Here is a 26,248-nt window from a genome sequence, read left to right as displayed (position 1 = left end):
GCCAGTTTGGTTGATTCAATGGTCCGCTCGATATAATTTAACTTCAAGCCGAGCGTTGTAAGCGGCTGGCGCAAGTCATGGCTTATCGCGGCGATAAACTGGTTCTTTTCCGCCGCTGCCGCTTCAGCCTGCGATCGCGCCTCCTCGAGAATGACCTCATTTACAGATACACGCCTCTGATCGTTGCAAACAAACCATGCCATGAAGAAATAGCCAGTTAGTTGAGCCGTATTCCAATCAAACATTCCTGGCCGCTTGATAAATAGTACTGGTGCCATGCTAAATCCGAACGGGATGGCGCCGAACGCGAGTGAACCTAAAGTCGCACGAAGACTCGGTGCGAGCAGCAGTAAGGTAAATGCTTGGCTGATCATCGTCAGCTCAAAAAAGTTATACCTGCGCAATATATATTTATAGCCATGAAGCAGCGAGAACTCGGGCGGGCCGAATCCAAAGCCACCTGCCGCCCACCAAAACGATGTCAGCATGACCAATGCAGCCCATCTCCAGTGCATCTGCTCGATCGCGTTGGCACCAGCGTGCTTTGGGAGGGCCACTGTCCTTTTCAGTAAGCATAATGCGACGGGAGCGGCTATTCCCCACAGTCCAAAGACCCAGACGGCAGGGAACAAAGATGCATATCTGAAGGTTTGATTCCACGATCCAAATACCAACCAGAACGCGCTTCCGACCAACAGTAGCGCGATCCAACATACCGTTCGACGGGACAGTGATCCCAATAACTCGCGTTTGACGAGGAGATTCTGCTCGGCACTGAGTGCTGCAACCGGTCCCAGAAAAAGATTCACAAATTCAGCGAATCGGCGGCGCTCGATTTTCTGAACCGTTTCACTCACAGTCAGTGATGTACTGGCCCCGGGCTCTTCGTCCGCGTCGGAATCGTCTCGTGTTTGAGTGCAGGACGCCATGAGAGGCCTCCGAGGATCAGCTTCAGCATGCGCTCCATTGTGCTACCGGTCCGCCAGCAAGTCGATGGACAAGTGTTCCCGTTACTGCCGAACAAATGTTCGTGGTCCACTCAAGTGAACCGTTTCCAGGGCCTCTCCGGTGCCACGCAGTGCCAGCAATCCGCAGTCGAGCTGCATCCGTAGTTCGACGTGTGCGCCGTACTCTCAATAAGTCACCGTAACGAATAATCGTAAAGTGATACCGAACATTTATTCGTCTAAAAGGAACATTTAATGCCGAACATCAAATGGTCGCGCTAACTACAACTGACATGGTTACACGCAGGAATAATGCAACATAATTCGACACAAGAAAGGCGTACTTCACAGCACAATGACTCCCGTTCTTCTCTTCTCGCATGCCCAATACGAGTACGGCTCTATAACCGACCGAGGGGAAAACGCAGTGCATACGAGCGCATCGTCCGTTTTTCGAGCAATACGGCTTAATCGGCATGCGCCCATTAGGCCTACAGAATTTTCAGTTGGCCCCATTTAAGGAGTTCCATCATGAAAACTTTCGCATGCCTCGTCCTCGCCTGCGGTGCGCTTGCCAGCCCGGTCGTCAGCTTCGCTCAAAGCACCGCGCCCGTCACCCGCGCACAGGTGCGCGCGGAACTGATCCGTCTCGAGGAGGCTGGCTATCACGTCGGCGACGGCGACCAGACGACGTATCCCAAGAAAATTCAGGCAGCTGAAGCGAAGATCTCCGCACAGGACAGCCAGCAGGCGATTGACAACGCCGTTGGCGGCACGACGCTCAGCGGCACGTCAGCCGCTGGCAGTTCCCAGCATCTGCCGATGCCTTCGTCATCGTCATGCGTCGGCCCCGCAAGTTACTGCAACACGTTCTTCGGTCACTGAACACCGATGGGTCTGCCGGCACCGCCCCGACGGTCCGGGTAACGTGCCGGAATTGTCTGGGGCGTCGTCACCGGCGGCGTCCGAATCTAATGCGCCGGTCGTTCGTTCTGCACGCCACCAGAGTCCAGAACAAAACACAGTTCAGGCGAGGCGGCGTCCACGCAACTCTTAACCTGCAAACAGGAGATGAAACATGACCTGCAAGTTTTGGAAAGGGATGGTGCTTGCAAGCGCCGTATTGCTGACCGTAAGCGGTACGGCGTTTGCAGAAGACAGGTGTTCGAACGCGACGCTCAAAGGCCTCTATGGCTTTTCGCTTCGTGGCGAATTCATCGGCTTCTTCGACGCCGGCGGCAATCCACACCGAATCCCCAATCCCGACATCGTTGACGCAGTGTTTATCCAGAAGTTTGATGGCACTGGTGCCTTCACCCGGTCGGACTACGTCTCTAGTGACGGATACAAACGGCCCGGGTTGACAGACCCGACGACCGGATTTGACACGGGCGAAACGGGCACATATACGGTCTTCCCGGACTGCACGGGCGTTATGCACATTACGTTTCCTGCTCCCATCGCTTCCACCATCATTGACGTTAGATTCGTACTGAACGAAAGGGGCCACCGGCTCCACGGTGTTGTGAGCCATCAGGAAATTGCCGGCCCTTTCACTGCGCTGGACGGAACAACAACGTGTGGCCCGACGCCAGCGTGCAACATGCGGGCTCAGGAAAGCGTGGTTGGCGAGAAGTTCGATGTAGAAGGAACTCGCTGATTTGATTCAATGGTCTTGATGGCGAAGCCGTCAATTGCGCCGGGATGACTCTTCCATCTCGAGAAACTGCCGTGCGGCTCTCGCGTGCTTCAAGTGACTGGGTCGGGGCGAAAGTGCGCATCCGCGGACAGCGAGCGCGACATTCGCGGCTACGGAGGTCCGAATGACAGAACAGCGAATCGAACCTGGCTCTCGATAGGCGAGTGTCGAATTTCAGCTAAGACGATGTTTAAAAAAGAGCTTTAGCTACGGTTAACTCAAAGGCAAAGCTGTTAACCTCGACCATTGTGGCAAACGGAGCGAGGAGATGGCCAAGCCAATCATCGACGACGAATTGTGAGCATTGATCGAACCACTTCTACCGCCGGCAAGGCCGAGGCGCTTCCGGTATCCGGGGCGCAGACCTGTAGCCGATCGAGCTGCGCTGACCGGGATACTGTTCGTGCTCAAGAGCGGCATTCGCTGGAGCGACTTGCCCGCCGAGATGGGTTGCGGATCGGGCATCAGTTGCTGGCGGCGCTTGCGCGACTGGCAACACGCCGGAGTCTGGGATCGGCTCCACGAGATCCTGCTCGTGAAGTTGCGTGCCGCCGAGCGGATCGACTTTTCTCGCGTCGTCATCGATTCCACTTCTGTACGAGCGGTTGGGGCGGGCGAGAAACTGGACCGAACCCCACCGATCGCGCGCGACCCGGTTCCAAACACCACCTTTCCACCGACGCCAACGGTACGCCGCTCGCGGTCATCCTGACAGGCGCGAACCGTAACGACATCACGCAGCTGCTTCCGCTTGTCGATGCCATCCCGCCGGTTCGCGGCGTGCGTGGCCGACCGCTTAGCAAGCCGGCCCGAATTTATGCAGACCGGGCTTACGACCACGATAAGTACCGGCGACCTTTGCACGCTGCCAGCATCCCCACATCGATTGCCCGACGCGGCGAACTCCACGGTAGCGGCCTCGGCAAAGTCCGTTGGGTCGTCGAACGCACCAATGGATGGCTGCACGGGTTCCGCCGTCTTCGTACTCGATTTGAGCGTCGTGCCGACATCCATGAAGGGCTCCTTTAACTTGCCTGTTGCCTGATCTGCTGGCGAACGCTTCAGCGCTCGGACGACTCATTTTGAAACACTCTCTAAGGCCGAGCAGCGAAAGAGATCGTTCCGTAAGCCGATGACCGAAGTAGCTTGAGAGCAGTTCAACCCCGTGCCGGCCGCTGGCGGCTGTAGTTGCCTCCAGATCGAGATTGCGGCTACGGGATACGCATATCAGGCGGTTCCCCGGCTTGAGTAATGCTCGCGTCAGTGCGGCGCCAGTGCCACGCGATGTACCGGTAATGATGATCAGATGCGGCTTTTCTCTCATGATCAGTACTGTCCTGGTTGGGGAGGATAGAGTCGAACCGTCGGTGCATTTGCAACCATCGCCGGAAGTCGCTGATGATCACCGACTCACGAATCTTTGCAACTGAAGGCTTTTCGGTCGCACACACGCCAATCCGAATCAGGAACCGGCGTCGAGCAGGTGGGTGAAGCTGTCGGTCAGATGGATCAGACGACGAAGCAGAATGCCGCACTGGTCGAGAGCAGTGCGCGGCCGAGAGCCTCAGGCAGCAGGCCGCGCAGCGGGTCAATTCGTGGCGCAGTTCCAGCTCTGACACGGCGTCGCGAGGCCGGTCGGTTCGCGACGTCGCATCGTCAGGTAGTTCTTCGGCACGCTGAAGCATCGGTTCCTCACCACGCCAAGCCCAAACGGCCGCTCCTCGATGTCACGCACGCTCAGCTAAAACGAAAGGATCAGTGCTCCGCGGGCGCGCGGCGCAACTGATGACCGGCCTCTGAATTACGATAGCCGTTTGCCCAGCGTTTCCGGCACCATCGCCAGTCCGATAAGTGAGACCAGGCCGCAGCCGATCACGTAGAAGGCGGGTGCGTTGGCATTGGCGGTCAGATGGATAAGTATGGTCGAAAAGAACTGCGAGAAACTGCCGAAGATCACGACAGCCCCGTAGTAGCTGACCGCCACGCCTGTGGCGCGCAGCCTCTGGGGCAGCACTTCGCTGACCAACACGAGCGTAGCGGCCGAAGTCATCGCCATTGGCACTGCGAGGCAGGCGGCCACGATGAGCAGACGCACGAGGGTCGGTTGCCCGTTGAGCAGCACGAATGCGGGGTAGATCATGGCCAGCAGTGCGACGCGCGACCAGAACACGACCTTGCGTCGGCCGATCCGATCACTGAGCCAGCCGGAGAAGGGTGACAACACGGCGAGGATCAGTGACCCAACGAAGCCGGCCCAGATCGTCTGCGAGAGGGGCATGTGCAGCTGGATGACAGCGTAGTTGGGAAGATAGAAAACTACGATATGCACGGCCGATGCAAGACCGATCATGACCAGAACGCTGGCCACCAGCTTGGCCCAGTGCTCTTTCAGCAGCTGCCCGGCTCCGCCTGCCGCCGCGGCTTTCGCATGCGCAGGCGTCAAGGTCTCTTCCAGACGTCGCCGGATTATCATGCTGACAGGAATCACCATGATGCCGATGACGAAGGCGATGCGCCAGCCCCACCCGCTGAGGGCGCTCGGGTTCAGCAGATTGCTCAACGTCAGCGCGACCAGCGCAGCGAGCACCGCGGCGAGACCTTGACTGAACGGTTGCCAGCTGGTGTAGAAGCCGCGCGAGTGCTCGTCGGCATACTCGAGCAGCATGGCGCTGGCGGGTCCCATTTCGCCGCCGATCGCGAAGCCCTGAAGCAGCCTGGCGAGGACAACCAGCACCGGTGCCATCAGGCCGATCTGGGCATAGGAAGGCGCCAGCACGAGGATCATTGCGCTCAACCCCATCAGCCACAACGTGAGGATCACCGCTGGCTTGCGGCCGACGCGGTCGGCGTAGCGGCCAAACACCAAGCCGCCGAGGGGCCGCATCACATAGCCGATGCCGAAGGTGGCGAACGACAGAAGCGTCTGTCCGAATGCATTGCCGATCGGGAAAAAGAGTGGGCCAATCAGGGTCGCGAAGAAGTTGTAGACCACGGAGTCGTACAACTCCAGGCCACTGCCGATGGTGATCGCCGTAATGGCCCAGGAGTTGGACAATGCCTTGCGTGGTCTCGCGTCGCTGGCGATGGTGTGAAGCGGTGCTCTTTTGGCTGAATCGTTGTACATGATGTCTCCATTGTGACGAGCTCGATACTCGTTCTGACTGTTGAAGCATGATTCGCACGGTAGTGTGCGGTGCAAAGCTCGGACTCGGTAACGGCGGCCATCAAAATCATGATCGGAAGTTTGATCGCGTGGCGGCTGCCTCGGCGCGATCTCGCCCGATGCCCCTCCACCTGGTAGGAGGGGCACGTCACATCTTTCCCGCCTACGTCGCGCTCAGATTGAGCGTTCGTTCAAGCTCGGCGCCGGCGGTTTCGCCAACACGCCAGCGCGCCATCAAGCGATCCCACTTTGTCCGCACCGCGGCCAGGTTACGTGCCTTGACATGGCCGTAGCCGCGAATCTCTTCAGGCAGGCGCGCGATCTCCAGCGCCAACGTGAGGTTGTGGGCCGAGAGCGTCGTGAGAAGTTCTTCGATACAGGCGCGGTATTCGCCAATCAATGCACGCTCCGTCCTGCGTTCGTCGGTGTAGCCGAACGGATCCAGCCCGGTACCGCGCAGGCCTTTGAGCCTGGCAAGTCCGCGAAAAGCGCGGCGCATCCACGGGCCAAAGGCCTGCTTGACGAGTTCGCCCTTCTCGTTGTGTTTGGCCAGCAAAGGCGGCGCCAGATGATGAACAAGTTTGTAATCCCCTTCAAACATCGCCGCAATTTTGGCGGTGAATTCTGGCGCGGTTTGCAGCCGCGCTACTTCGTATTCGTCCTTGTAAGCCATCAGTTTGAACAGATAACGCGCGACCGCCTCGGTGAGTTGGGTGCTGGCAAGCGGAGCTTCGGCAGCGCGCACCTTCTCGACGAACGAACTGTATCGAGTGGCGTAGGCACGATTCTGGTAAGCAGTGAGGAACTCAACGCGCTTGGCAACCATATCGGTGATAGATGGCTTTCTGACGAACTCGATCACTTTCGGGGCCGCAAAGCTCGCTTGCACAGCCTGCAGATCGTGGGCGCAACGACGGCCCCACTCGAAAGCCGCCTTGTTGTTCTCGACCTGCACCGCGTTCAATTCGATTGCCCGCATCAGGGCGTCACGCGTCAGCGGCACGCGGCCTTTCTGCCATGCGTAGCCGAGCATCAGCAGGTTGGTGTAGATTGACTGCCCGAGTAGCGCGGTGGCGACCTGCTCGGCATCGAACATGCCAACGTGATCAGCGCCGACCGCCGCGGAGATGGAGGTCATGCAACGGTCGACCGGAGACTGCCAGTCTGGATTGCGGATCGCTTCCGCCGTCGGCACGCCGTGGGTGTTCAAGGCGACGAAAGTGTGACCTTGACGCATCGTCGCAAGCGTCGTCTTGTTGGCGCCCACGATAGCATCGCATGCGATCACCAGATCGGCCATGGCGACGGCGACCTTGGTTGCGTGAAGCGCCTCCGGGTCGCGGGCGATCTGGATGTGGCTCCAGGTGGCGCCGCCCATTTGCGCCATGCCAGTGGCATCCTGCGTGATTACGCCCTTGCCTTCCAGGTGGGCAGCCATGCCGAGCACCTGGCCGATGGTGACGACGCCGGTGCCGCCCACGCCCGCCACGACGATGCCCCATGCCAGATCCGCCGCCGGCAACACCGGCTCCGGAATCGACGGGAAGTCGGTGTGCTTCGCCTTGGCCGCCGCCGCAGGCTTTCTGAGCTGCCCGCCCTCGACCGTGACGAAGCTCGGACAGAAACCTTTGACGCAGGAGAAGTCCTTGTTGCAGGTGTCCTGATTGATGCGCCGTTTGCGGCCGAACTCGGTTTCCACGGGTTGAACCGCGAGACAGTTGCTCTGCACGGAACAGTCCCCGCAACCCTCGCACACGAGCTCGTTGATGATCACACGCTTCGCCGGATCCGCCATGATGCCGCGCTTGCGCTCGCGTCGCTTCTTGGTCGCACAGACCTGGTCGTAGACGATGACGGTGACGCCCGGTACGTCGCGAAGCTCGCGTTGCACGGCATCGAGGTCGTCGCGGTGACGGACGGTGACACCGGGCGCGAGGTTCGCCGTGCCCTCATACCTGTCCGGCTCATCGGTAACGACGACGATCTGCTTCGTGCCTTCTGCCGCGAGTTCGCGCGTCATGGCCGGCACGTCGAGTTGCCCGCCGACCGGCTGCCCGCCGGTCATGGCCACTGCGCTGTTAAACAGGATCTTGTAGGTGATGTTGATGTCCGCAGCGATCGCTTGCCGGACAGCGAGCGACCCGGAATGGTTATACGTGCCGTCGCCGAGATTGGCGAACATGTGCGAGCGCGTGCTGAACGGCGCCTGACCGACCCATGGCACGCCCTCGCCACCCATCTGGCTCCAGGAGGTCGTCGAGCGGTCCATCCAGACCGCCATTCCATGACAGCCGATGCCGGCCATCGCGATCGAGCCGTCAGGCACCTGGGTGCTCGTGTTGTGCGGGCAACCAGGGCAAAACCATGGCAGGCGATTGCCATCGCTGCCGTCGTTGGCGACGAGTTCGCGTTCCTTGGCCTCGATGATTGCGATGCGCGCATCCATCCGCGCGGCCACGTCTTCAGGCACACCCAGCATCTTCAGGCGACGGGCAATAGCCTTGGCGATGAGCGCAGGCGTGAGGTCTGCGTTGGCGCGCAGCAGCCAATTCGCGCCAGGGTTGCTGTGACTCCACTGTCCGCCAAAGTGTTCGCCATCGCGTTCGTTGTATTTACCAATTACATGAGGTCGAGCGTTGGGCGCGCAGTGATAGAGCTCGTCCTTGAGTTGCTGCTCGATCAGCGGGCGCTTTTCCTCAACAACCAGTATTTCTCGCAGACCGTGTGCGAATTCGCGCACGCCGGTTGGCTCCAGCGGCCAGATCACGCTGACTTTGTGCAGACGGATGCCGAGGGTGCGGCACAGCGCGTCATCGAGACCCAGGTCGGCCAGCGCCTGCCTCGTATCACTGAAGGCCTTGCCGCTCGCGATGATGCCGAAGCGATCCCGCGGCCCCTCGATCACGTTGCGATTGAGGCGGTTGGCGCGGATGTAGGCCAGCGCGGCCGGCCACTTGACCTCCATCAGCCGCGCTTCCTGAACCAGCGGTTCGTCCGGCCAACGGGCATGAACGCCGCCTGGCGGCATCTGGAAGTCTTCGGGCAGCAGAATCGGAACGCGGCCAGCATCGACGACAACTGACGACGCCGCCTCGATCACCTCCTGAACCGTTTTCATCCCGGCCCATAGACCGGAATAACGGCTCATGGCCAACGCATGAAGTCCGAGATCGAGAATCTCCTGAACACTCGCCGGAAAGAAGACCGGCATCCCGCAAGCGATCAGGGTCGGGTCGCTCTGATGCGCAAGGGTGCTGCTCTTGGACAGATGATCGTCACCGGCCACCGCGAGCACACCGCCCAGCGGCGCGGTGCCAGCCAGGTTGGCGTGCTTCAGTGCGTCCGCGCTGCGGTCCACGCCCGGTCCCTTCGCGTACCAGATCCCGAACACGCCATCGTACTTCCTGGTGGCGGGATCGAAATCAAGCTGCTGCGATCCCCAGACGGCCGTAGCGGCCAGTTCCTCGTTGAGGCCGGGCTGGAACACGACGTGGTGAGCAGCGAGATGTTTTTTCGCTTGCCACAGTGCCTGGTCATAAGTGCCGAGCGGCGAGCCCCGGTAGCCAGAGATGAACGCCGCGGTATTGTGTCCCGCGCGTGCATCGCGTTCGCGCTGCAGCATCGGCAGGCGCACGAGCGCCTGGACGCCGTTCATGAACGCGTGGCCCGTCTCCAGCGTGTATTTGTCGTCGAGTGTGACGACTTCGAGAGCCTTGCGGGTGGCATCGGAAAGCGGGGCATTCATGTAGCGGTTACTCCGAAGTGGTGAGCGGACGGCGGGCGAGAGTGCCCGGGCCGCTTACGTCGCGATTCATTGATCCCGACGGGTGTCAGTAGGTTGTGTCTTTGATGCCGGGAAGCTGATGCCGAACTGCTCACCCAGCGCGCGAAGCTCCTGCGCGATCTCGGGGGGCAGCATGATGCCGCGCTGCCGGCGCTCGCGTTCCATTGCGTCGCCACGGTGGCCAGGCAACCTCGCGTCGTCGCCGCCCGAGTTCAGGTAGGTCCCGGTCCATTGCGACATGTATTCGTCAAAGACTCCCTGCGTGGCAAATGCGCCGGGTTTCACCATCCAGAGGAAGCCACCCTGTCGTCCTGCGGCGCCCGCCTTCTGAACATCGTCTCTTGCGGTGCCGAGCGAATCTGCGGTGGCGGTTAGTGCACCAGCGAGGCATTCCACCATCATCGCAATGCCGATTCCCTTGTGCCCGCCCATTGGCAGCAGCGAGCCACCTAGCGCGCGATCCGCGTCGGTGGTCGGCGTACCCGACGCGTCCAGCGCCCAGCCTGCGGGGATCGGCTTACCTTCGCGTGCGGCGAGCAGAATATGTCCGCGCGCGGCGACGCTGCATGCGATGTCGAAAACGAGCGGAGCCTGGCCAGGCACAGGACAACCGAAGGCGATCGGGTTGTGGCCGATGGCTGCGTGCTGGAAGCCTTCCATCGCGAGGATCGGCGGCGTACGTTGGCCGATCATGCTGAATGCACCCGCCTCGGCGCCGAGCAAGGCGTGGATGCCGAGCGCGCCGAGGTGGCCGCTCGATTGCACCGCAATCAGCACCGATGCGCTGGTGGCGAGGGCCTCGATCCCCAGTCGTACCGCGTAGGGGCCGGCGAGTTGTCCCATCGCGCCGTCTGCATCGAGCACGATCCCGCCTGGGAACGTGCGGTGGCGCATGGTTGGGCGTGGGTTGAAGTCGCCTGCTCGCAGACGCTCGGTATAAGAGGTCATGCGCGTCATGCCGTGTGTCTTATAGCCTCGCAGTTCGCTGCGCACCAGCACCGCGGCGGCTTCGACCGCCTGGTCAGCTGGCATGCTGCAGGCTTCGAAGATCCGCGCTGTCCAGTCCTCGAGTGCCTGACAATTCCATTGGTTATTCGTCATCCCTGTTCCTAACTCATCACCACGAGACGTTCTGAAAACGGCCCGGAATACACGCATTGGTAATAAAGGGGCTGGTCGCGCAACGTGTACCCACGCAATTCCATGATGAAGCCGGGCGCGTCCGTTCTCGACTCGAGCTCGCGAGCGGCCGTGGCGGGAAGCGCCGCGAAGCGGATCCACTGGTCGACTCGCAGCGTGGGCAGCGAGAGCCGCTGGCCGAGCAGTTCACGCAGGTTCTTCTCGAGCGAAACGCGGTCGAGATCGCCCAATTGCGCGAAGTGGTCCTCCCGCAACCAGAACTCGCTGTAGAGATCAACGCGTCCGCCGATGCTGATGGACCGCTCGATGCGGACGAACTCCTCGCCACCGAGGAACGTTGACCACGGTCCGTTGCGCTTCAGCCGCTTGACGGAGCGCGCATGCACGTAGGACGCCAGCTCATTGTTCTCCGCGTCGCGAAAGCGCAGGTAGCGCACGTCAGCGGGCGCCACCTGGGTGCCCGAGACAAACGTTCCCCGGCCTTGCTCGCGGGTGATCAGTCCAGAGTGCACCAGCCGGGCGAGAGCCTTCTGAATGGTGCCTACGCTCACGCCGTGACTCGCCGCGAGTTCTCCCTCGGAGGGCAACTTGTCCCCCTCGCGGAGCGACCCGGATTCGATGTGACGGATGATGGCGTCGGCCACGCTGGCAAGCTTGGTCACTTCGGTATCCTCAAAGGCTGCGTTCGAACCGGCTGATCGCAATCTCCCGGACGTTCAGCACTTCGCTCGTGAGTTGCGTACCGGAGGCGACGTCCACTGCGTACTCGAAGAGCTGATCACCGAGCGCGGAAATTTTCATGCCGGCTTCGAGAATCCCGCTGACATCGAAATCGATATTGTCCGCCATCGTGCGAACCGTATTCAGGTTGCCGCAGACCTTGACTGTCGGCGCGATGGTATTGCCGATGGGATTGCCGACGCCGGTGCCAAAGAAGATCAGCTGGCAACCGCTTGCGGCCATCGCGGTCAGGTTTTCGACGGCAGCTGCCGGCGCGTCCATAAAGTGCAGGCCCTTGCGCTTCGGCGCTTCGCCATAGCCGAGAACGCCGACCAGCGGGCTCGAACCGGCCTTCGCCATCGCGCCGAGAGCCTTTTCTTCGACGGTCGTCAGGCCGCCGCGCTTGTTGTCAGGCGACGGTTGTGCGTCGCGCATGTCGACGCCGCGGCTGATCGCGACATTCTCCATGTTGCGCACGGCGTCCACGAAGGCCTGTCTGACCGAATCGTCGGCGGCGCGTGCGGCAAACAGATGGTCCGCGCCGATGAACTCCGACGTTTCGGAAATGATGACCGTGGCGCCCGCTTCGATCAGATGATCGGCCATGCGACCGATAGTCGGATTGCAGCTGAGCCCCGAGGTTGTGTCCGATCCGCCGCATTCCACGCCGATGATCAGTTCAGAAACGGGGCACGGCTCCCGTCTGGCCCTGGATGCGCCCAGCGCGAGCCGCGCGGCACGCCGGGTGCCGTCGGCGATGCAGTTGATGGTGCCATCGGGCTGCAGGTGCACCGCTTCGACCGGCTTGCCCGTGGACCGGATGCGGCGCGCCACTTCCTCGGTCGACGACGGTTCCAGTCCAACCAGCAGCACGGCTGCGATATTGGGATTGCGCCCGAGGCCGGCCAGTGAATCGAAGGTGAAATCCAGGTCGGCGCCGAACTGTCCGCGCACGAAGAGCGTGGTGATAGGAACGCAACCGTTCACTGCCTGGGCAATTGCCCGCGTGGCCGGGTTGCAGTTGTCCATGACGGAAATCACCGCCACGCAGTTGCGTACGCCGACGGCGCCATTTTCACGCCGGTAGCCAAGAAATGTTTGCATCATCTGCTTACCCCTTATTCAGGTCGCCGCGCCCGCGGGCGGACTCAATGTTGTGAACGTGGGTGTGCTCACCCACCTTGAGCGCACAGCTGGCCTTGCCGATGATTTGGCCGTACTTGAGCACATTTGCGCCTTGCGGGGTGTCGGCGACACAGACCTTGTGACCGAATGGCACATCCTGGAGCAGCGTGACATGGCCAGACGCCTCTCCCTGCAGGGTGCAGGCTTCTCCGGCGCGTCCGGAGTCGATCAGCGTAGCCACATTGTCGGACCGGTTAAGTACGATGGCGCGAGACATGATCAAAGTCCTATATAGAAGTGTGATTGAAATGTAGCGAGCGTGCGGCGCACAGTCAAGGACAATTCGCCTAGGTACTTGCACTATCCGGCCGCATCGGAAATAACACCTATATAGAAGTTCTTGACGATGACGCAGAGGGACGCCTATATTCGATACCAATGACGGTGCGGTTCTGCCGGGATCATCAGGAGACGCAGACATGAAGGTGGCTTCACACCTCGAGAAGATCCGGAGTCTGGAGGGGCTGCGCGCCCGGCTCGAACCGTTGGATGACTTCGAGCTGTGGTTCTGGGCAGGCATGACAGCCGGGACGCACGCCGTGAATGCCGCACTCCACCATGCAGCGGTGACGCGTGACGACGATGTGTTTCCGACTCAGCCTGGCGTCTATCTGGTTGCGCAGCCAGACGGATCGCTCAAGCCTGCTTTTCATCCGCTGGGAGATGTGCTGCACGTTGGCCGCCCGAAGGTGGAGGCGGCTGTGCCCGAAGACGTCGCGGCGATGATGCACCAGATGGAGATCATCGAACGGCATCGCGACCCGTGCGTGCGGGATGGCGTCGCGCCCAGTGTGGCGATCGTGGATGAATGCGCTGCTGCGCTGGGCGAGTGTCTTCGGTTGTTGAACAAGCGAATGGAGGAAGGCGCCTCATGAATACCGAGCACCACATGGCAGCGGCAGCGCGCATCGAGCACTCGCTCGAAAAGTGCCTTCCGCAAGACTGCGAGATGAAGATTGAAGGGGCGATGCTGGCCGGCACGCATTGGCTCAACGCCGAGCTGCATCGTTCAGGCGTGACGCTGCCAGCGAGTGACGTTATGCATACCTACCTTCTGACGGTCAACGAATATCGACGGCTGTGCGTCGCGGACGGCGAGATGGTTCGCGCGCTCTCGGAGATCGAAGATTTACGTGCGCCATTCGTGCGCGGCAACTGGCCGGGCGCGCAGGCGGCAGCGGACCGTGCGCTCGCGCTGCTAGCGGTGATTCGCACAAGGGTGATGGCGCGCGCCGGCTGATCGGGATCAGAAGCGCCCCATATTCAACGGAGGAGACAACAGTGAAAGCAGTACGCGTAGTACCGACGCCGGACGGCGGCAAGATCGAGATCCAGGACATTCCCGTTCCGCAGGTCGGTGCTGGACAGGTTCTGGTCAAAGTGCGGGCGGCCGGCCTGAATCGTGGCGAGATCAACCAGGCTCGCGAGCTTCGCTCGGGCAACGTCATTACTGCGGGTGTCGAATTCGCCGGCGAGGTGGCCGAGGTCGGCGATGGCGTGAACGGCTGGCGCAAAGGCGACCGCGTGATGGGTCATGGCCGCAGCTGTCAGGCGGAATACGTGATCTCTGATCCGCTTGCGCTGATGCCCATTCCGCAGAACCTGTCGTGGATCGACGCGGCAGCATTCGCGAATGTTTTCGTCACGGCACATGATGCGGTCGTGACCAACGGTCAATTGCGCAAAGGCGAGTCGATCCTGATCAATGGCGCATCGGGCGGCGTAGCGATGGCTGCGATCCAGATCGCGTCGGTGCTCGGGGCGAAACCCGTAATCGCGATGTCGCGCTCGGCTGCCAAGCTCGACAAGCTCGCGCGGTTCGGCGTTGACGTCGGTATCGATTCGTCGCGCGAGTCGCAGGTCGACGCCGTGATGGCCGCGACCGACAGGCGCGGCGTCGACGTCATCATCGACACGGTGGGTGGCCCGGTCTTCGAAGCGAATATGGAATGCCTCGCGGTCAAGGGGCGTCTCGTCAATATCGCGCGGCTTGGGTCCGCCACCGCCCAGATCGATCTGACCAAGCTGTGGCTCAAGCGTCTGAAGCTGATTGGCGTCACGTTCCGCACCCGTACCGAGCAGGAACGGCTCGAATGCATCCAGGCGTGCGCGCGCGACCTGCTGCCGCTTCTCGAGGCGGGGCGCCTCGGATTGCCGATCGACCGGACATTTTCGATTGACGCGATTGCCGACGCGCACGCCTACATGCAACTCGATCAGCACGTCGGCAAAATCGTGCTGACGGTGGCATGAGACCCGCACATGAACAGCATCGCTAAACAGGAGACGCAAATGAGCATCCGCATTACTCCGCTGACTGGCTCGGTTGGAGCCCTGGTCGAAGGCATCAATCTGAACGAATCTGTCAGCCGCGATACGTTCGAGGTCCTGCATCGGGCATTCCTCGAACACTGCATCCTCGTGTTCCGCGGCCAGAATCTGCAGCCGGCGGCGCACGTCGAATTCGCGAGGCTTTGGGGCAACCCGGCCCAGAGCAATCCGTTGGATCCGGCGGTGCCGGGCTACCCCGGTCTGATCCAGGTCACGAAAATCCCGAAAGAGACGGCCTCGACGGAAGCCTGGCATTCGGATTCGATCTACACCCCGGCTCCGCCCAAAATCTCGATTCTTTCCGCGGTTGTGGTGCCGCATGGCGGCGACACGATGTGGTGCAACCAGTACGTGTCGTACGACCGCCTGTCGCCGACCATGCAGCGCATGCTCGAGGGTCTGCGTGCACGCTTCACGGGGCTGCGTCTTGCACGCATGAGAGGGATCGACAAGATTCCTTCGGCCGTCCACCCGATCGTGCGCACCCATCCGGAGACGCGCCGTAAGGCACTGTACGTTGGCCACCCGGAGACCGCGCAGCAGATCGAGGGCATGACGGTCGCCGAGAGCCGGCCGCTGCTCGACTTCTTGTACGAACATTCGACGAGCCCCGACAACGTCTACCGCCACATGTGGCAAGCGGGCGATGTGGTGATGTGGGACAACCGTTGCACGATGCACTATGCCGTGCATGACTACGGCGAGGCAGAGCGCGTCTTGAACCGGATCACGCTCGAAGGGGAAGTGCCGGTCTGACGCGCCTCGCTTCAGTCAACAGATGGTAGAGCGTCGCGGCGAATAGCTGATGGCTGTGTCTTTTTATTGATAGGTTCAGCGAACCGATTGCGAAGCAAAAGCATATTGGGCGGAAAGAGGAGATCAGATGAAAAAGACAAGAATCGCAATGACGGCGGCGGCCGCGATCGCATCGGCGCCTGTATTTGCGCAAAGTTCGGTCACGCTGTACGGGATCGTGGATACAGGCATCGAGTTTTTGACGCATGCCACACCGACGGGCGGCTCCGTTGCGCGCATGCCAGTGATCGGCGGAGGGGACGTGCCGTCGCGCTGGGGGATCCGCGGCACGGAGGACCTGGGTGGCGGACTGAAAACGGTCTTTACACTGGAAAGCGGCTTTTCCGCGTCGAACGGTGCGCTCCAGCAGGGCGGACGTCTGTTCGGCCGGCAGGCTTATGTCGGCTTGAGCGGCCCTTGGGGGCAACTCACGTTTGGCCGGCAGTACAGCATGACGAACTGGGGGATGGTTGAATCGAACATCGTCGGCTCCGGGGGATTCGGAGGCCTTGCGTCGTTCGATCCTTTTCTGCTCGCTGCGCGCTTCGATAACGATGTGGTGTACATGGGCACGTTTTACGGCGTGACGGTCGGAGCAAGCTATTCGTTCGGCCGCGATTCGAGTGCGGCGGCAAATTGCCCAGGCCAGTCCGGTAACGACTTCCTCGCCTGTCGCGCCGTCACCGGCATGCTCAAGTATGAAGGTAATGCCTGGGGCGTGGCCGCCACCTATGACGAACAGCGCGGCGGTGCAGGCGCGACGCCCGTCACCGTCGTCCCGGGTGCGCCGGGTGTTGCCTTCACGAAGTCCGGCGATACCGACCGACGTTATCAACTGGCCGCGCACGTCGACATCAAGTCGGTGCGGGTAGGCGCGGGATGGCTGCACAGAGTGGTGGAGGGCGACGTACGGTCGGCCAAAGTCGATATCGGGTACCTCGGTGCATCGGTGCCGTACGGCGCATGGATCTTCGATGCGCAGGTCGCGCACATCAATAACGGCGACTTCGACGCCAACGGCACGATGGGCACATTGCGGGCGAACTACAACTTGAGCAAGCGCACCGCGCTTTACGGTGTATTCGCCTACATGAAGAACAGCGGCAAACAGGGCATCTATTCGGTGTCGGCTTCCAGTGCGGTGCCGGCGGCTCCGCATCCCGGTTCGAATCAGCTGGGCGCAGAGATCGGCATTCGTCATCTTTTCTGATCGAAGCGTCGGCGCGGTCACGTCGCACAGCGCGAGTGCGTGCAGCGAACACTGATTGGTCGCGTTTCGACAAACATCGCGGATACGGGCGAGCGACGGTCGCGAAGGCGGCCGTCCGGTTCGTCCACCAGATTGAAAAACGATATCGCGCAGACATGCGCAATGTGAGGTTGTAAATGGAGATTGGAATACCCGCAGAGGCGAAAGGCCGGAAGGCACTGGTCGCCGCGACGCCAGAGACGGTGAAGACGCTCGTCGCCCAGGGGCACGGGGTCACTGTCGAGGCGGGAGCCGGCGAGTGTGCTCACTACACCGACGACGCGTATCGTAACGCTGGCGCACAGATTGGCGATGCGGCAGCGGCCTTCGGCGCGCAGATCGTCCTGAAGGTCGCCTCGCCAACTGCCGACGAGTTGCCGCTGATGAAACGCGGCGCAGTGCTCGCCGGCATGCTCGATCCGTTCAACGACGAGAACGCGCAGCGCCTTGCCGCTGCCGGCGTAACCGCGTTCGCGCTGGAAGCCGCGCCGCGCTCGACGCGCGCACAGAGTCTCGACGTGCTTTCGTCGCAGGCCAACATCGCGGGCTACAAGGCTGTGCTGATTGCGGCGCATCACTATCCTCGGTTTATGCCGATGCTGATGACGGCGGCGGGCACCGTCAAGGCGGCGCGCGTGCTGGTGCTTGGCGCGGGCGTCGCGGGCCTGCAGGCGATCGCGACCGCCAAGCGCCTCGGCGCCGTGATCGAGGCATCCGACGTGCGTCCCGCTGTCAAGGAGCAGATCGAATCGCTCGGCGCGAAGTTCCTCAACGTCGCTTACGAGACCGACGAAGAGCGCGAAGCTGCGCAGGGTGTCGGCGGCTATGCGCGGCCCATGCCGGCGAGCTGGCTGCAACGCCAGGCGGCGCTCGTTCACGAGCGCGCGAAGCAGGCGGACGTGATCATCACGACCGCGCTGATTCCGGCCCGGGCCGCGCCGACGCTGATCTCCGCCGAAACGGTGCAGGCGATGAAGGCGGGCTCGGTGATCGTCGATCTCGCAGCGGGACGTGGTCCCGTCGTTAATGGGCACCGTGGCGGCAACTGCCCACTGACCGAACGGGACAAGGTCATCGTCACGGAGAACGGCGTGCAGATCGTCGGCTACACGAATCTCGCGTCGATGGTGCCGTCCGACGCGTCGGCGCTCTACGCGCGCAACCTGCTCGACTTCCTGAAGCTGATCATCACGAAGGAAGGCGCGCTCAATATCGATCTCGCCGACGACATCGTCGCGGCCACGCTGCTGGCCCGCGACGGTGAAGTTACGCGACGCTCAAGAGGAGACCGGTGATGGAAGTCATCAATCACACCGTGATCAATCTGATCATTTTCGTGCTGGCGATCTACGTCGGCTACCACGTCGTCTGGAACGTCACGCCCGCGCTGCACACGCCGCTGATGGCCGTGACGAATGCCATCTCGGCGATCGTCATTGTCGGCGCGATGCTGGCGGCGGGACTGACCGTCGGTAGCACGGGCAAGCTGTTCGGCACCGTCGCCGTCGCGCTGGCTGCTGTCAATGTGTTCGGTGGCTTTCTCGTCACGCGGCGAATGCTGGAGATGTTCAAGAAGAAAGAGCCGAAGAAGGTGGCCGGCCATCGCATCGCCACTAAGGAGGGTGTGTAAATGAGCACGAACTTCGTTACGCTCCTGTATCTCATTGCGTCGGTCTGCTTCATTCAGGCGCTTAAAGGGCTGTCGAATCCGAAGAGCGCGCGCGCCGGTAACGTGTTCGGCATGGCCGGTATGGCCATCGCGATTCTCACGACGATCGCGTTGATCGCGCAGCAGGCGGCGGCGCTGGGTTCGAACCTTGCGCTCGGTCTGTCGCTGGTGTCTGTCGCACTGATTGTCGGCGGCGCGATCGGTTCGTTCGTCGCAGCGCGCGTCGAGATGACGAAGATGCCCGAACTGGTCGCCGCGATGCACTCGCTGATCGGTCTTGCTGCTGTGTGTATTGCGTATGCGGTGGTGTCGGAGCCGGCTGCGTTCGGGCTCGGCGCTGAAGAGGGTCTGCCCGGTTTCCTGCCGTACGGCAATCGCATCGAGCTGTTCATCGGCACGTTCGTCGGCGCGATTACTTTTAGCGGCTCGGTGATCGCGTTCGGCAAGCTGTCGGGCAAGTACAAGTTCCGGTTGTTCCAGGGAGCGCCGGTCGTCTACGGCGGCCAGCATCTGATCAACCTGATGCTGGCGATCGCGATGCTCGGTTTCGGCATCGTCTTCTTCGTCACGCAGTCGTGGCTGCCGTTCATCATCATGACGACCATTGCGTTCGTGCTCGGCGTGCTGATCATCATCCCGATCGGCGGCGCGGACATGCCGGTCGTCGTGTCGATGCTGAACTCGTACTCGGGCTGGGCGGCGGCGGGCATCGGCTTTTCGCTGAACAATCCGATGCTGATCATCGCCGGCTCGCTGGTCGGTTCATCAGGTGCGATCCTGTCGTACATCATGTGCCGGGCGATGAACCGCTCGTTCTTCAACGTGCTGCTGGGTGGCTTCGGCAATACACCAGGTGCGGCCACGGCGGGCGGCGGAGCGGAGCAGCGTCCGGTGAAATCCGGTTCGGCCGACGACGCGTCGTTCATGCTCGGCAACGCCGAGACCGTGGTGATCGTGCCGGGTTATGGGCTGGCGGTGGCGCGTGCGCAGCATGCGTTGAAGGAACTGACCGACAAGCTGATCGAGAAGGGCATCGAAGTGAAGTACGCGATTCACCCGGTCGCGGGCCGGATGCCGGGTCACATGAACGTGCTGCTCGCCGAGGCCGAAGTGCCGTACGACATGGTCTACGAGATGGAGGACATCAACGGCGAGTTCGGCCAGGTCGACGTGGTGCTTGTGCTCGGCGCGAACGACGTGGTGAATCCGGCCGCGAAGAACGATCCGCAGTCGCCGATCGCCGGCATGCCGATTATCGAGGCGTACAAGGCGCGCACGGTGATCGTCAACAAGCGTTCGATGGCGGCGGGCTATGCGGGGCTCGACAACGACCTGTTCTACATGGACAAGACGATGATGGTGTTCGGCGATGCGAAGAAGGTCATCGAGGACATGGTGAAGGCAGCTGCGTAAGACCGCGCGGTCGCCGCAGAACTCAGACGAGAGGATGTATGGCGGAACTCTATCTGGTCCGGCATGGGCAGGCGTCGTTCGGTAGTGGCAACTACGATCTGCTTTCCGAGGTCGGCGAGCGCCAGGCCGTGTGGCTCGGCGAATATTTTTCGCAACGGGACGCGATTTTCGACCGCGTGATCACGGGCACGATGCGTCGGCACAGACAGACGCTCGACGGGATCATTCAGGGCCTTGGCCGCACCGTGACGCATATCGAGCAGCATGCCGGACTGGACGAGTACGACTTTCATGCGCTGTTCGAAGCACTGGGCCCGCAGCACGGGGCGCTGAAGGCCTTGCGGCATGGGTCGAAAAACGACTTCTTCAAGGGACTGCGGCAGGTGCTTCAGCTGTGGTCGGAAGACGGCATCGACGGACCCATTCCCGAAGCATGGGCGAGCTTTCAGCGTCGCGTGTCGGAGGCAAGGCGCGCTATTCAGGACGGTCCTGGAAAGCGCGTGCTGGCGGTGACCTCGGGCGGCGTGATGGCCGTCATGGCGCAGCAGGCGTTGAGGTCGCCGGCCGACACGGCCATCGCGCTGAACATGCAGATTAGCAACAGCAGCTTTTGCCGTTTCTTCTTTAACGAACGTGCATGGCAGCTTGGCAGCTTCAATAGCGATCCGCATCTCGATCGCGTCGACCGCCGACGCTATCAGACGTACGCGTAACGACAGGAGATGATTGAATGACAACTACGGATACCACTGACATCGATATCGGCGCACTCGCGCCGTATCTGGAGCGGTCGATTCGGGGCTTTAGCGGGCCTGCGTCCGCGCACAAATTCACCGGCGGTCAATCGAACCCGACCTTTCTGCTCAAGGCCGCAAGTGGCAACTACGTATTGCGTAGACAACCGTCCGGACCACTCCTGAAGTCGGCTCACGCGGTGGATCGCGAGTTTCGCGTGCTGGACGCGCTCGCCAGGACGGACGTGCCGGTCGCTCGCGCGTATCACCTGTGCGAAGACAAGGACGTGATCGGCACGATGTTCTATGTGATGAGCTTCGAAGAGGGCCGCATTTTCTGGAACCCGGCGTTGCCCGAGATCGCTCGCGTACAGCGCCGGGACTACTACGACGCGATCGTTCGCGCGATGGCGACGCTTCACGACGTGGATATCGACGTCGTGGGTCTGACCGATTACGGCCGCGCGGGCAATTACTTCGAGCGACAGATCGGGCTCTGGACACGGCAGTACCGCGCCGCCGAGACAGAACGCATAGACGCGATGGAGGCCCTGATCAAGTGGTTGCCTGTTCATTGCCCCGTGCAACAGGTTGCGCCTTCTCTCGTGCATGGCGATTTTCGCATCGACAATCTCATCTTTGATCCGCACGAATGCCGTATCAAGGCATTGCTCGACTGGGAGCTGTCCACGTTGGGGCACCCGCTGGCCGACCTCGCCTATTTTTGCATGTGCCTCCGGCTTCCCGCGAACGGCCCCATCGTCGGGCTTCAAGGCAAGAACAGAGCCGCGCTGGGCCTGCCGGGTGAAAAGGAAATCGTTGCCCGATATTGCGAACTGCGTGGCATCCCGGTGATTTACGGCTGGTCCTTCTATGTCGCGATGAGTTTCTTCCGGCTGGCCGCCATCGTGCAAGGGGTCAAAAAACGTGCGATGGACGGCAATGCGTCGCATGCAAACGCGCAAGAGGTCGGGGCGATGGCGGAAACGCTGGCACGCATGGCGGTAGATGTCCTCGAGGAACAAGGCTGATCCGTCAGCTCAATGACGAACCGGCGGACCTATTCATTTAAAGAGTAATCGTCAACATGAACACTAACCTCTTCAATCTGACCGGCAAGGTCGCACTCGTCACCGGTGCAAGTAGGGGAATCGGTGAAGAGATAGCCAGCCTGCTTGCTCAACAGGGCGCGCATGTCATCGTGACGAGCCGCAAGCTGGAAGACTGCGAAGCCGTATGCAGGCGCATTCGCGAAGACGGTGGAAGTGCGGAGGCAATAGCCTGCCACGTCGGGCGCATGGAGGACATCGCAAAGACTTTCGAGCACATCCGCGCAGTCCACAAGCGGCTGGATATTCTGGTCAACAACGCGGCGGCGAACCCCTATTTTGGCCACATACTCGACACGGACCTCGCGGCATTCGACAAGACCGTGGAGGTCAATATTCGCGGCTACTTCTTCATGTCGGTAGAAGCTGGACGGATGATGCGGGAACAGGGCGGCGGCGCGATCGTCAACACGGCGTCGATCAACGCATTGCAGCCGGGGGACATGCAGGGCATTTATTCGGTCAGCAAGGCGGCCGTCGTCAACATGACGAAAGCATTCGCGAAAGAATGCGGGCCTTTCGGCATACGCGTGAATGCGCTGCTTCCAGGTTTGACCAGAACGAAGTTCGCGGGGGCACTGTTCGAAACGAAATCGATTTACGACGAATGGATGGGGCGCATTCCTTTGCGTCGCCACGCTGAACCGCGCGAGATGGCGGGCACCGTGCTCTACCTCGTGTCCGACGCCGCGAGTTACACGAACGGCGAATGCATCGTCGTCGACGGTGGATTGACCCTCTGACGCCCGCAATAACGGAGACATCATGCAATTCGACTACACGCCGAACGTCAGACTCATGCAGGAGCGGTTGCTGGCGTTCTTTGACGAACACATCTACCCGAACGAAGCGCGCTACCTCGAGGAGATACGGACGAACCGGCAGGCCGGCAATGCCTGGGTGCCGACTCGCGTCATAGAACAACTGAAGCCGCTTGCGCGAAAGGCGGGCCTGTGGAATCTGTTCCTGCCGCGCTCGACGCGTGCGCCTGAGGGATTGACCAATCTCGAGTATGCGCCGCTGTGCGAAATCATGGGCCGGGTGCCCTGGTCGCCGGAAGTATTCAACTGTTCGGCGCCCGACACGGGCAACATGGAAACGCTCGAACGCTATGCGAGCGAGGCACTGAAGGACCGCTGGCTCGAGCCGCTTCTGCGCGGGGAGATCCGCTCGGCGTTCCTGATGACGGAGCCAGCAGTCGCGTCATCGGACGCAACGAATATTGCCTGCCGGATCGATCGCGACGGCGACCACTACGTGATCAATGGCACGAAGTGGTGGTCGTCTGGCGCCGGCGACCCGAGATGCAAAGTCTATATCGTCATGGGTAAAACCGATCCCGACGGGCCACGCCACGCACAGCAGTCAATGATCGTCGTGCCGGCGGACACGCCTGGCATCACGGTGAAGCGCTTCCTGCCGGTGTACGGCTACGACGATGCCCCGCATGGTCATATGGAGATCGAGTTGCGCGATGTGCGGGTTCCGGTTTCCAACCTGTTGCTTGGAGAAGGGCGCGGCTTCGAGATCGCGCAAGGGCGGTTGGGTCCGGGGCGTATTCATCACTGCATGCGCAGCATCGGCGCCGCCGAGCGTGCGCTCGAATTGATGTGTACGCGCAGCCTGGAACGCGCCGCTTTCGGCAAACCGCTCGGCGAGCATGGCGTCACGCAGGAACGCATCGCACAGGCACGGTGTGAAATCGAAATGACGCGTCTTTTGACGCTCAAGGCCGCATACATGATGGATACGATTGGCAACAAGGAGGCCAGGGCCGAGATTGCGATGATCAAGGTGGTCGCGCCCAACATGGCCTTGAAGGTGATCGACTGGGCAATCCAGGTGCACGGAGCGGCTGGTGTATCGGACGATTTTCCGCTTGCCTATGCGTGGGCGAACCAGCGCACGCTGCGTCTTGCCGACGGACCTGATGAAGTTCACCGCAACGCGATCGCCAGGCTGGAACTGGCCCGCTACCGGCGCACGCAATCGGCTTGAGAGCGATGTTTTTTCGTATGGCGAGCGTCGCTAGCGCACGCTGCGCGCATTCGCTGTCGGCAAAGGAGTAGCAATGGAAAGGGAAGTCGTCGTTGTAAGCGGTGTGCGCACCGCAATCGGCAAGTTCGGTGGCAGTCTCAAAGACGTGCCGCCGACCCAGCTCGGGGCACTGGTGGCGCGCGAAGCGCTTTCGCGAGCCAGCGTGTCGGGAGACGAGGTCGGCCACGTGGTGTTCGGCAACGTGATCGCGACGGAGCCGAAAGATCTCTACCTCGCGCGCGTTGCGGCGCTCGACGCGGGCGTGAGCGAAGCGACCCCTGCGTTCACTGTCAACCGCCTTTGCGGGTCGGGTTTGCAGGCGATCGTTTCGGCTGCGCAGACGATCCTGCTTGGCGATGCGGACATAGCAATCGGCGGCGGCGCCGAGAACATGAGCCGCGGGCCGTACGTGACGCCTGACGCCCGTTTTGGCGCTCGCATGGGAGACACACGTCTGATCGACATGATGCTCGGCGCGCTGCACGACCCGATCCATTCGATGCACATGGGAATGACCGCCGAGAATGTTGCGCGCAAGTATGGGATTACGCGCGAGCAGCAGGATGCGCTGGCCCTGGAGTCGCACCGCCGGGCAGCGCACGCGATTGCCGAAGGCAGGTTCAAGGAGCAGATCGTTCCGGTCACGCGCAAGGTCAAGGGACAGTCGACCGTGTTCGACACCGACGAGCACGTCCGTCTGCAACTCGATTCCGACGAACTCGCGGGACTGCGTCCTGCATTTCTGCGGAATGGGGGCACGGTCACGGCCGGCAACGCGTCCGGCATCAACGATGCCGCCGCAGCCGTCGTGATGATGGAGCGCAAGACAGCCGAGCAACGCGGCATCGAGCCGCTCGCGCGGCTTGTCTCATACGCGCACGCCGGGGTCGACCCACTCTATATGGGCATCGGCCCGGTGCCGGCGACACGCATCGCGTTGCAGCGGGCGCGACTGGATGTAACGGATCTGGATGTCGTCGAATCGAACGAAGCGTTCGCGGCGCAGGCCTGCGCAGTGACGCAACTGCTCGAACTCGATCCGGCCATGGTCAACGCGAACGGATCAGGCATTGCGCTGGGCCATCCGATCGCTGCGACCGGCGCACTGATTACGGTCAAGGCGCTGTACGAGCTTCAGCGTATCGATGGACGCTTTGCGCTCGTCACGATGTGCATTGGCGGAGGCCAGGGCATCGCGGCCGTGTTCGAAAACCTTCGTCGCGCATAGTGCGTGCGCAATAGCGCATTGAGAGACAAATCATGGCAATTGAAACGATAGGTGTCGTCGGCGCCGGCACGATGGGCAATGGCATTGCACAGACGGCGGCCATCGCTGGCGTGAAGGTCGTGATGGTCGACGTCACCAACGAGGCGCTCGCAAAAGGCATGGCCGCCCTGAGCGCAAGCATGGACCGGCTTGTCGCAAAAGAGAAGCTCGAGCGTCCAGCGCGTGATGCCGCGCTCGCGCGTATCGAAACTTCGACTGACTATCAGCGACTGGCTGCCGTCGACCTGGTGATCGAGGCAGCCACCGAAAACGCCGACCTCAAGCTGCGTATCGTGAAGCAGATCGAGTCGGTGGTGAGACCCGATGCGATAGTTGCATCGAACACATCGTCGATTTCAATCACGACGCTCGCTGCATCGCTGGCCGATCCGTCGCGCTTCATCGGCATGCACTTCTTCAACCCGGTTCCACTGATGTCGCTGGTGGAAATCATTCGCGGTCTGCAAACCAGCGCCGATACCGCTGAAGCAGTTCGTGAATTGACCGTGCGGCTTGGAAAGTCGCCAATCGACGTGAAGAACTCGCCGGGATTCGTTGTCAACCGTATCCTGGTGCCCATGATCAATGAAGCGTTTTTCGTGCTGGCGGAGGGCGTGGCCAGCGCCGAGGAAGTCGACGCCGCAATGCGGCTTGGCGCCAATCAGCCGGTCGGTCCTCTGGCACTCGCAGACCTCGTCGGGCTCGATGTTTGTCTTTCGGTTATGGATGTCTTGTTGAAAGACCTTGGCGATCCAAAGTACCGCGCATGTCCGCTTCTGCGCGAACTGGTGGCGGCGGGACGATTCGGACGTAAATCAGGCCACGGTGTGTACCGGTATTAATGACTTTTGCCGGTCCGTCGGATTCGAACTAGTGAGGAAAGCGTTGTGAAGATTATTGTGCCAGTGAAGAGAGTGGTCGACTACAACGTGAAGGTCCGCGTGAAATCGGACGGTACGGGCGTCGATATCGCGAACGTGAAAATGTCGATGAACCCGTTCGACGA

Annotated in this window: 22 protein-coding genes and 3 pseudogenes; 18 read left to right on the top strand and 7 right to left on the bottom strand. The window is 61.4% G+C overall.

Going from position 1 to position 26,248, the window contains the following annotated elements; translation table 11 throughout:
- Positions 1 to 929, bottom strand: a pseudogene (locus HDG37_RS37675) (hypothetical protein); the annotation flags it as partial.
- A gap of 549 nt (positions 930 to 1,478) precedes the next feature.
- Between HDG37_RS37675 and HDG37_RS37670 the strand changes: the two are divergent.
- From HDG37_RS37670 to HDG37_RS37660, 3 genes and pseudogenes are all read left to right on the top strand, one after another.
- Positions 1,479 to 1,832: a DUF4148 domain-containing protein gene (locus HDG37_RS37670; protein ID WP_184056516.1), complete on the top strand. Its 354-nt coding sequence runs from the start codon at positions 1,479 to 1,481 to the stop codon at positions 1,830 to 1,832.
- 193 nt (positions 1,833 to 2,025) lie between these two features.
- Positions 2,026 to 2,607 carry a hypothetical protein gene (locus HDG37_RS37665; RefSeq protein ID WP_184056514.1) on the top strand — a complete coding sequence of 194 codons (582 nt, stop codon included), beginning with the start codon at positions 2,026 to 2,028 and terminating at the stop codon, positions 2,605 to 2,607.
- 343 nt (positions 2,608 to 2,950) lie between these two features.
- Positions 2,951 to 3,675 (top strand): annotated as a pseudogene (locus tag HDG37_RS37660) (IS5 family transposase).
- A 772-nt stretch (positions 3,676 to 4,447) separates the two neighbouring features.
- Here HDG37_RS37660 and HDG37_RS37655 read toward each other — a convergent pair.
- The 6 genes from HDG37_RS37655 to HDG37_RS37630 all read right to left on the bottom strand — a co-directional run bounded on the left by HDG37_RS37655 (position 4,448) and on the right by HDG37_RS37630 (position 12,855).
- On the bottom strand, positions 4,448 to 5,770 hold the full coding sequence (locus HDG37_RS37655; RefSeq protein ID WP_184056512.1) for an MFS transporter: 1,323 nt from the start codon (positions 5,768 to 5,770) through the stop codon (positions 4,448 to 4,450).
- Between the two features lie 202 nt (positions 5,771 to 5,972).
- A complete protein-coding gene (locus HDG37_RS37650) occupies positions 5,973 to 9,554 on the bottom strand; it encodes an indolepyruvate ferredoxin oxidoreductase family protein (protein ID WP_184056510.1) in 3,582 nt (1,193 codons plus the stop codon).
- A gap of 66 nt (positions 9,555 to 9,620) precedes the next feature.
- Positions 9,621 to 10,694: an Ldh family oxidoreductase gene (locus tag HDG37_RS37645; RefSeq protein ID WP_184056508.1), complete on the bottom strand. Its 1,074-nt coding sequence runs from the start codon at positions 10,692 to 10,694 to the stop codon at positions 9,621 to 9,623.
- Positions 10,695 to 10,702: 8 nt separating this feature from the next.
- Complete coding sequence (locus tag HDG37_RS37640) at positions 10,703 to 11,395, bottom strand: GntR family transcriptional regulator (RefSeq protein ID WP_184056506.1); 693 nt, start codon at positions 11,393 to 11,395, stop codon at positions 10,703 to 10,705.
- 10 nt (positions 11,396 to 11,405) lie between these two features.
- The gene (locus HDG37_RS37635; RefSeq protein ID WP_184056504.1) at positions 11,406 to 12,560 is read right to left on the bottom strand and encodes a UxaA family hydrolase; all 1,155 of its coding nucleotides are present in this window, start codon (positions 12,558 to 12,560) and stop codon (positions 11,406 to 11,408) included.
- A 4-nt stretch (positions 12,561 to 12,564) separates the two neighbouring features.
- Complete coding sequence (locus HDG37_RS37630) at positions 12,565 to 12,855, bottom strand: UxaA family hydrolase (protein WP_184056502.1); 291 nt, start codon at positions 12,853 to 12,855, stop codon at positions 12,565 to 12,567.
- A gap of 202 nt (positions 12,856 to 13,057) precedes the next feature.
- Here HDG37_RS37630 and HDG37_RS37625 point away from each other — a divergent pair, with 202 nt between their 5' ends.
- The 15 genes and pseudogenes from HDG37_RS37625 to HDG37_RS40200 form a co-directional block, all read left to right on the top strand.
- Positions 13,058 to 13,513: a hypothetical protein gene (locus HDG37_RS37625; RefSeq protein WP_184056500.1), complete on the top strand. Its 456-nt coding sequence runs from the start codon at positions 13,058 to 13,060 to the stop codon at positions 13,511 to 13,513.
- Positions 13,510 to 13,878: a hypothetical protein gene (locus HDG37_RS37620; RefSeq protein ID WP_184056497.1), complete on the top strand. Its 369-nt coding sequence runs from the start codon at positions 13,510 to 13,512 to the stop codon at positions 13,876 to 13,878. Before HDG37_RS37625 ends, HDG37_RS37620 begins: the two co-directional genes overlap by 4 nt.
- 41 nt (positions 13,879 to 13,919) lie before the next feature.
- Positions 13,920 to 14,891: a zinc-binding dehydrogenase gene (locus HDG37_RS37615; protein ID WP_184056495.1), complete on the top strand. Its 972-nt coding sequence runs from the start codon at positions 13,920 to 13,922 to the stop codon at positions 14,889 to 14,891.
- 39 nt (positions 14,892 to 14,930) lie between these two features.
- Entirely contained in the window at positions 14,931 to 15,725 is a 795-nt protein-coding gene (locus HDG37_RS37610; protein ID WP_184056493.1) for a TauD/TfdA family dioxygenase, read from the top strand.
- Positions 15,726 to 15,852: 127 nt separating this feature from the next.
- Positions 15,853 to 16,974 carry a porin gene (locus HDG37_RS37605; protein ID WP_184056491.1) on the top strand — a complete coding sequence of 374 codons (1,122 nt, stop codon included), beginning with the start codon at positions 15,853 to 15,855 and terminating at the stop codon, positions 16,972 to 16,974.
- A 176-nt stretch (positions 16,975 to 17,150) separates the two neighbouring features.
- Positions 17,151 to 18,308 carry a Re/Si-specific NAD(P)(+) transhydrogenase subunit alpha gene (locus tag HDG37_RS37600; protein WP_184056489.1) on the top strand — a complete coding sequence of 386 codons (1,158 nt, stop codon included), beginning with the start codon at positions 17,151 to 17,153 and terminating at the stop codon, positions 18,306 to 18,308.
- On the top strand, positions 18,308 to 18,643 hold the full coding sequence (locus HDG37_RS37595) for an NAD(P) transhydrogenase subunit alpha (protein WP_184056487.1): 336 nt from the start codon (positions 18,308 to 18,310) through the stop codon (positions 18,641 to 18,643). The genes HDG37_RS37600 and HDG37_RS37595 overlap by 1 nt, the downstream gene beginning before the upstream one ends.
- The gene (locus HDG37_RS37590; RefSeq protein WP_184056485.1) at positions 18,644 to 20,095 is read left to right on the top strand and encodes an NAD(P)(+) transhydrogenase (Re/Si-specific) subunit beta; all 1,452 of its coding nucleotides are present in this window, start codon (positions 18,644 to 18,646) and stop codon (positions 20,093 to 20,095) included.
- A 38-nt stretch (positions 20,096 to 20,133) separates the two neighbouring features.
- The gene (locus HDG37_RS37585; RefSeq protein ID WP_184056483.1) at positions 20,134 to 20,808 is read left to right on the top strand and encodes a histidine phosphatase family protein; all 675 of its coding nucleotides are present in this window, start codon (positions 20,134 to 20,136) and stop codon (positions 20,806 to 20,808) included.
- Positions 20,809 to 20,825: 17 nt separating this feature from the next.
- Positions 20,826 to 21,860 carry a phosphotransferase family protein gene (locus HDG37_RS37580; protein WP_184056481.1) on the top strand — a complete coding sequence of 345 codons (1,035 nt, stop codon included), beginning with the start codon at positions 20,826 to 20,828 and terminating at the stop codon, positions 21,858 to 21,860.
- 56 nt (positions 21,861 to 21,916) lie between these two features.
- Positions 21,917 to 22,681 (top strand): SDR family oxidoreductase, encoded by a 765-nt coding sequence (locus HDG37_RS37575; RefSeq protein ID WP_184056479.1) that lies wholly within the window; start codon positions 21,917 to 21,919, stop codon positions 22,679 to 22,681.
- A gap of 22 nt (positions 22,682 to 22,703) precedes the next feature.
- Positions 22,704 to 23,936: an acyl-CoA dehydrogenase family protein gene (locus HDG37_RS37570; protein ID WP_184056477.1), complete on the top strand. Its 1,233-nt coding sequence runs from the start codon at positions 22,704 to 22,706 to the stop codon at positions 23,934 to 23,936.
- A gap of 73 nt (positions 23,937 to 24,009) precedes the next feature.
- Complete coding sequence (gene bktB / locus HDG37_RS37565) at positions 24,010 to 25,203, top strand: beta-ketothiolase BktB (RefSeq protein WP_184056475.1); 1,194 nt, start codon at positions 24,010 to 24,012, stop codon at positions 25,201 to 25,203.
- A 32-nt stretch (positions 25,204 to 25,235) separates the two neighbouring features.
- A complete protein-coding gene (locus tag HDG37_RS37560) occupies positions 25,236 to 26,084 on the top strand; it encodes a 3-hydroxybutyryl-CoA dehydrogenase (protein ID WP_184056473.1) in 849 nt (282 codons plus the stop codon).
- Between the two features lie 45 nt (positions 26,085 to 26,129).
- A pseudogene (locus tag HDG37_RS40200) lies at positions 26,130 to 26,248 on the top strand (electron transfer flavoprotein subunit beta/FixA family protein); the annotation flags it as partial.

This window comes from Paraburkholderia sp. MM5384-R2, assembly GCF_014201025.1.
Classification (GTDB): Bacteria; Pseudomonadota; Gammaproteobacteria; order Burkholderiales; family Burkholderiaceae; genus Paraburkholderia; species Paraburkholderia tuberum.
This window is presented reverse-complemented; position numbering and strand designations above follow the sequence as displayed.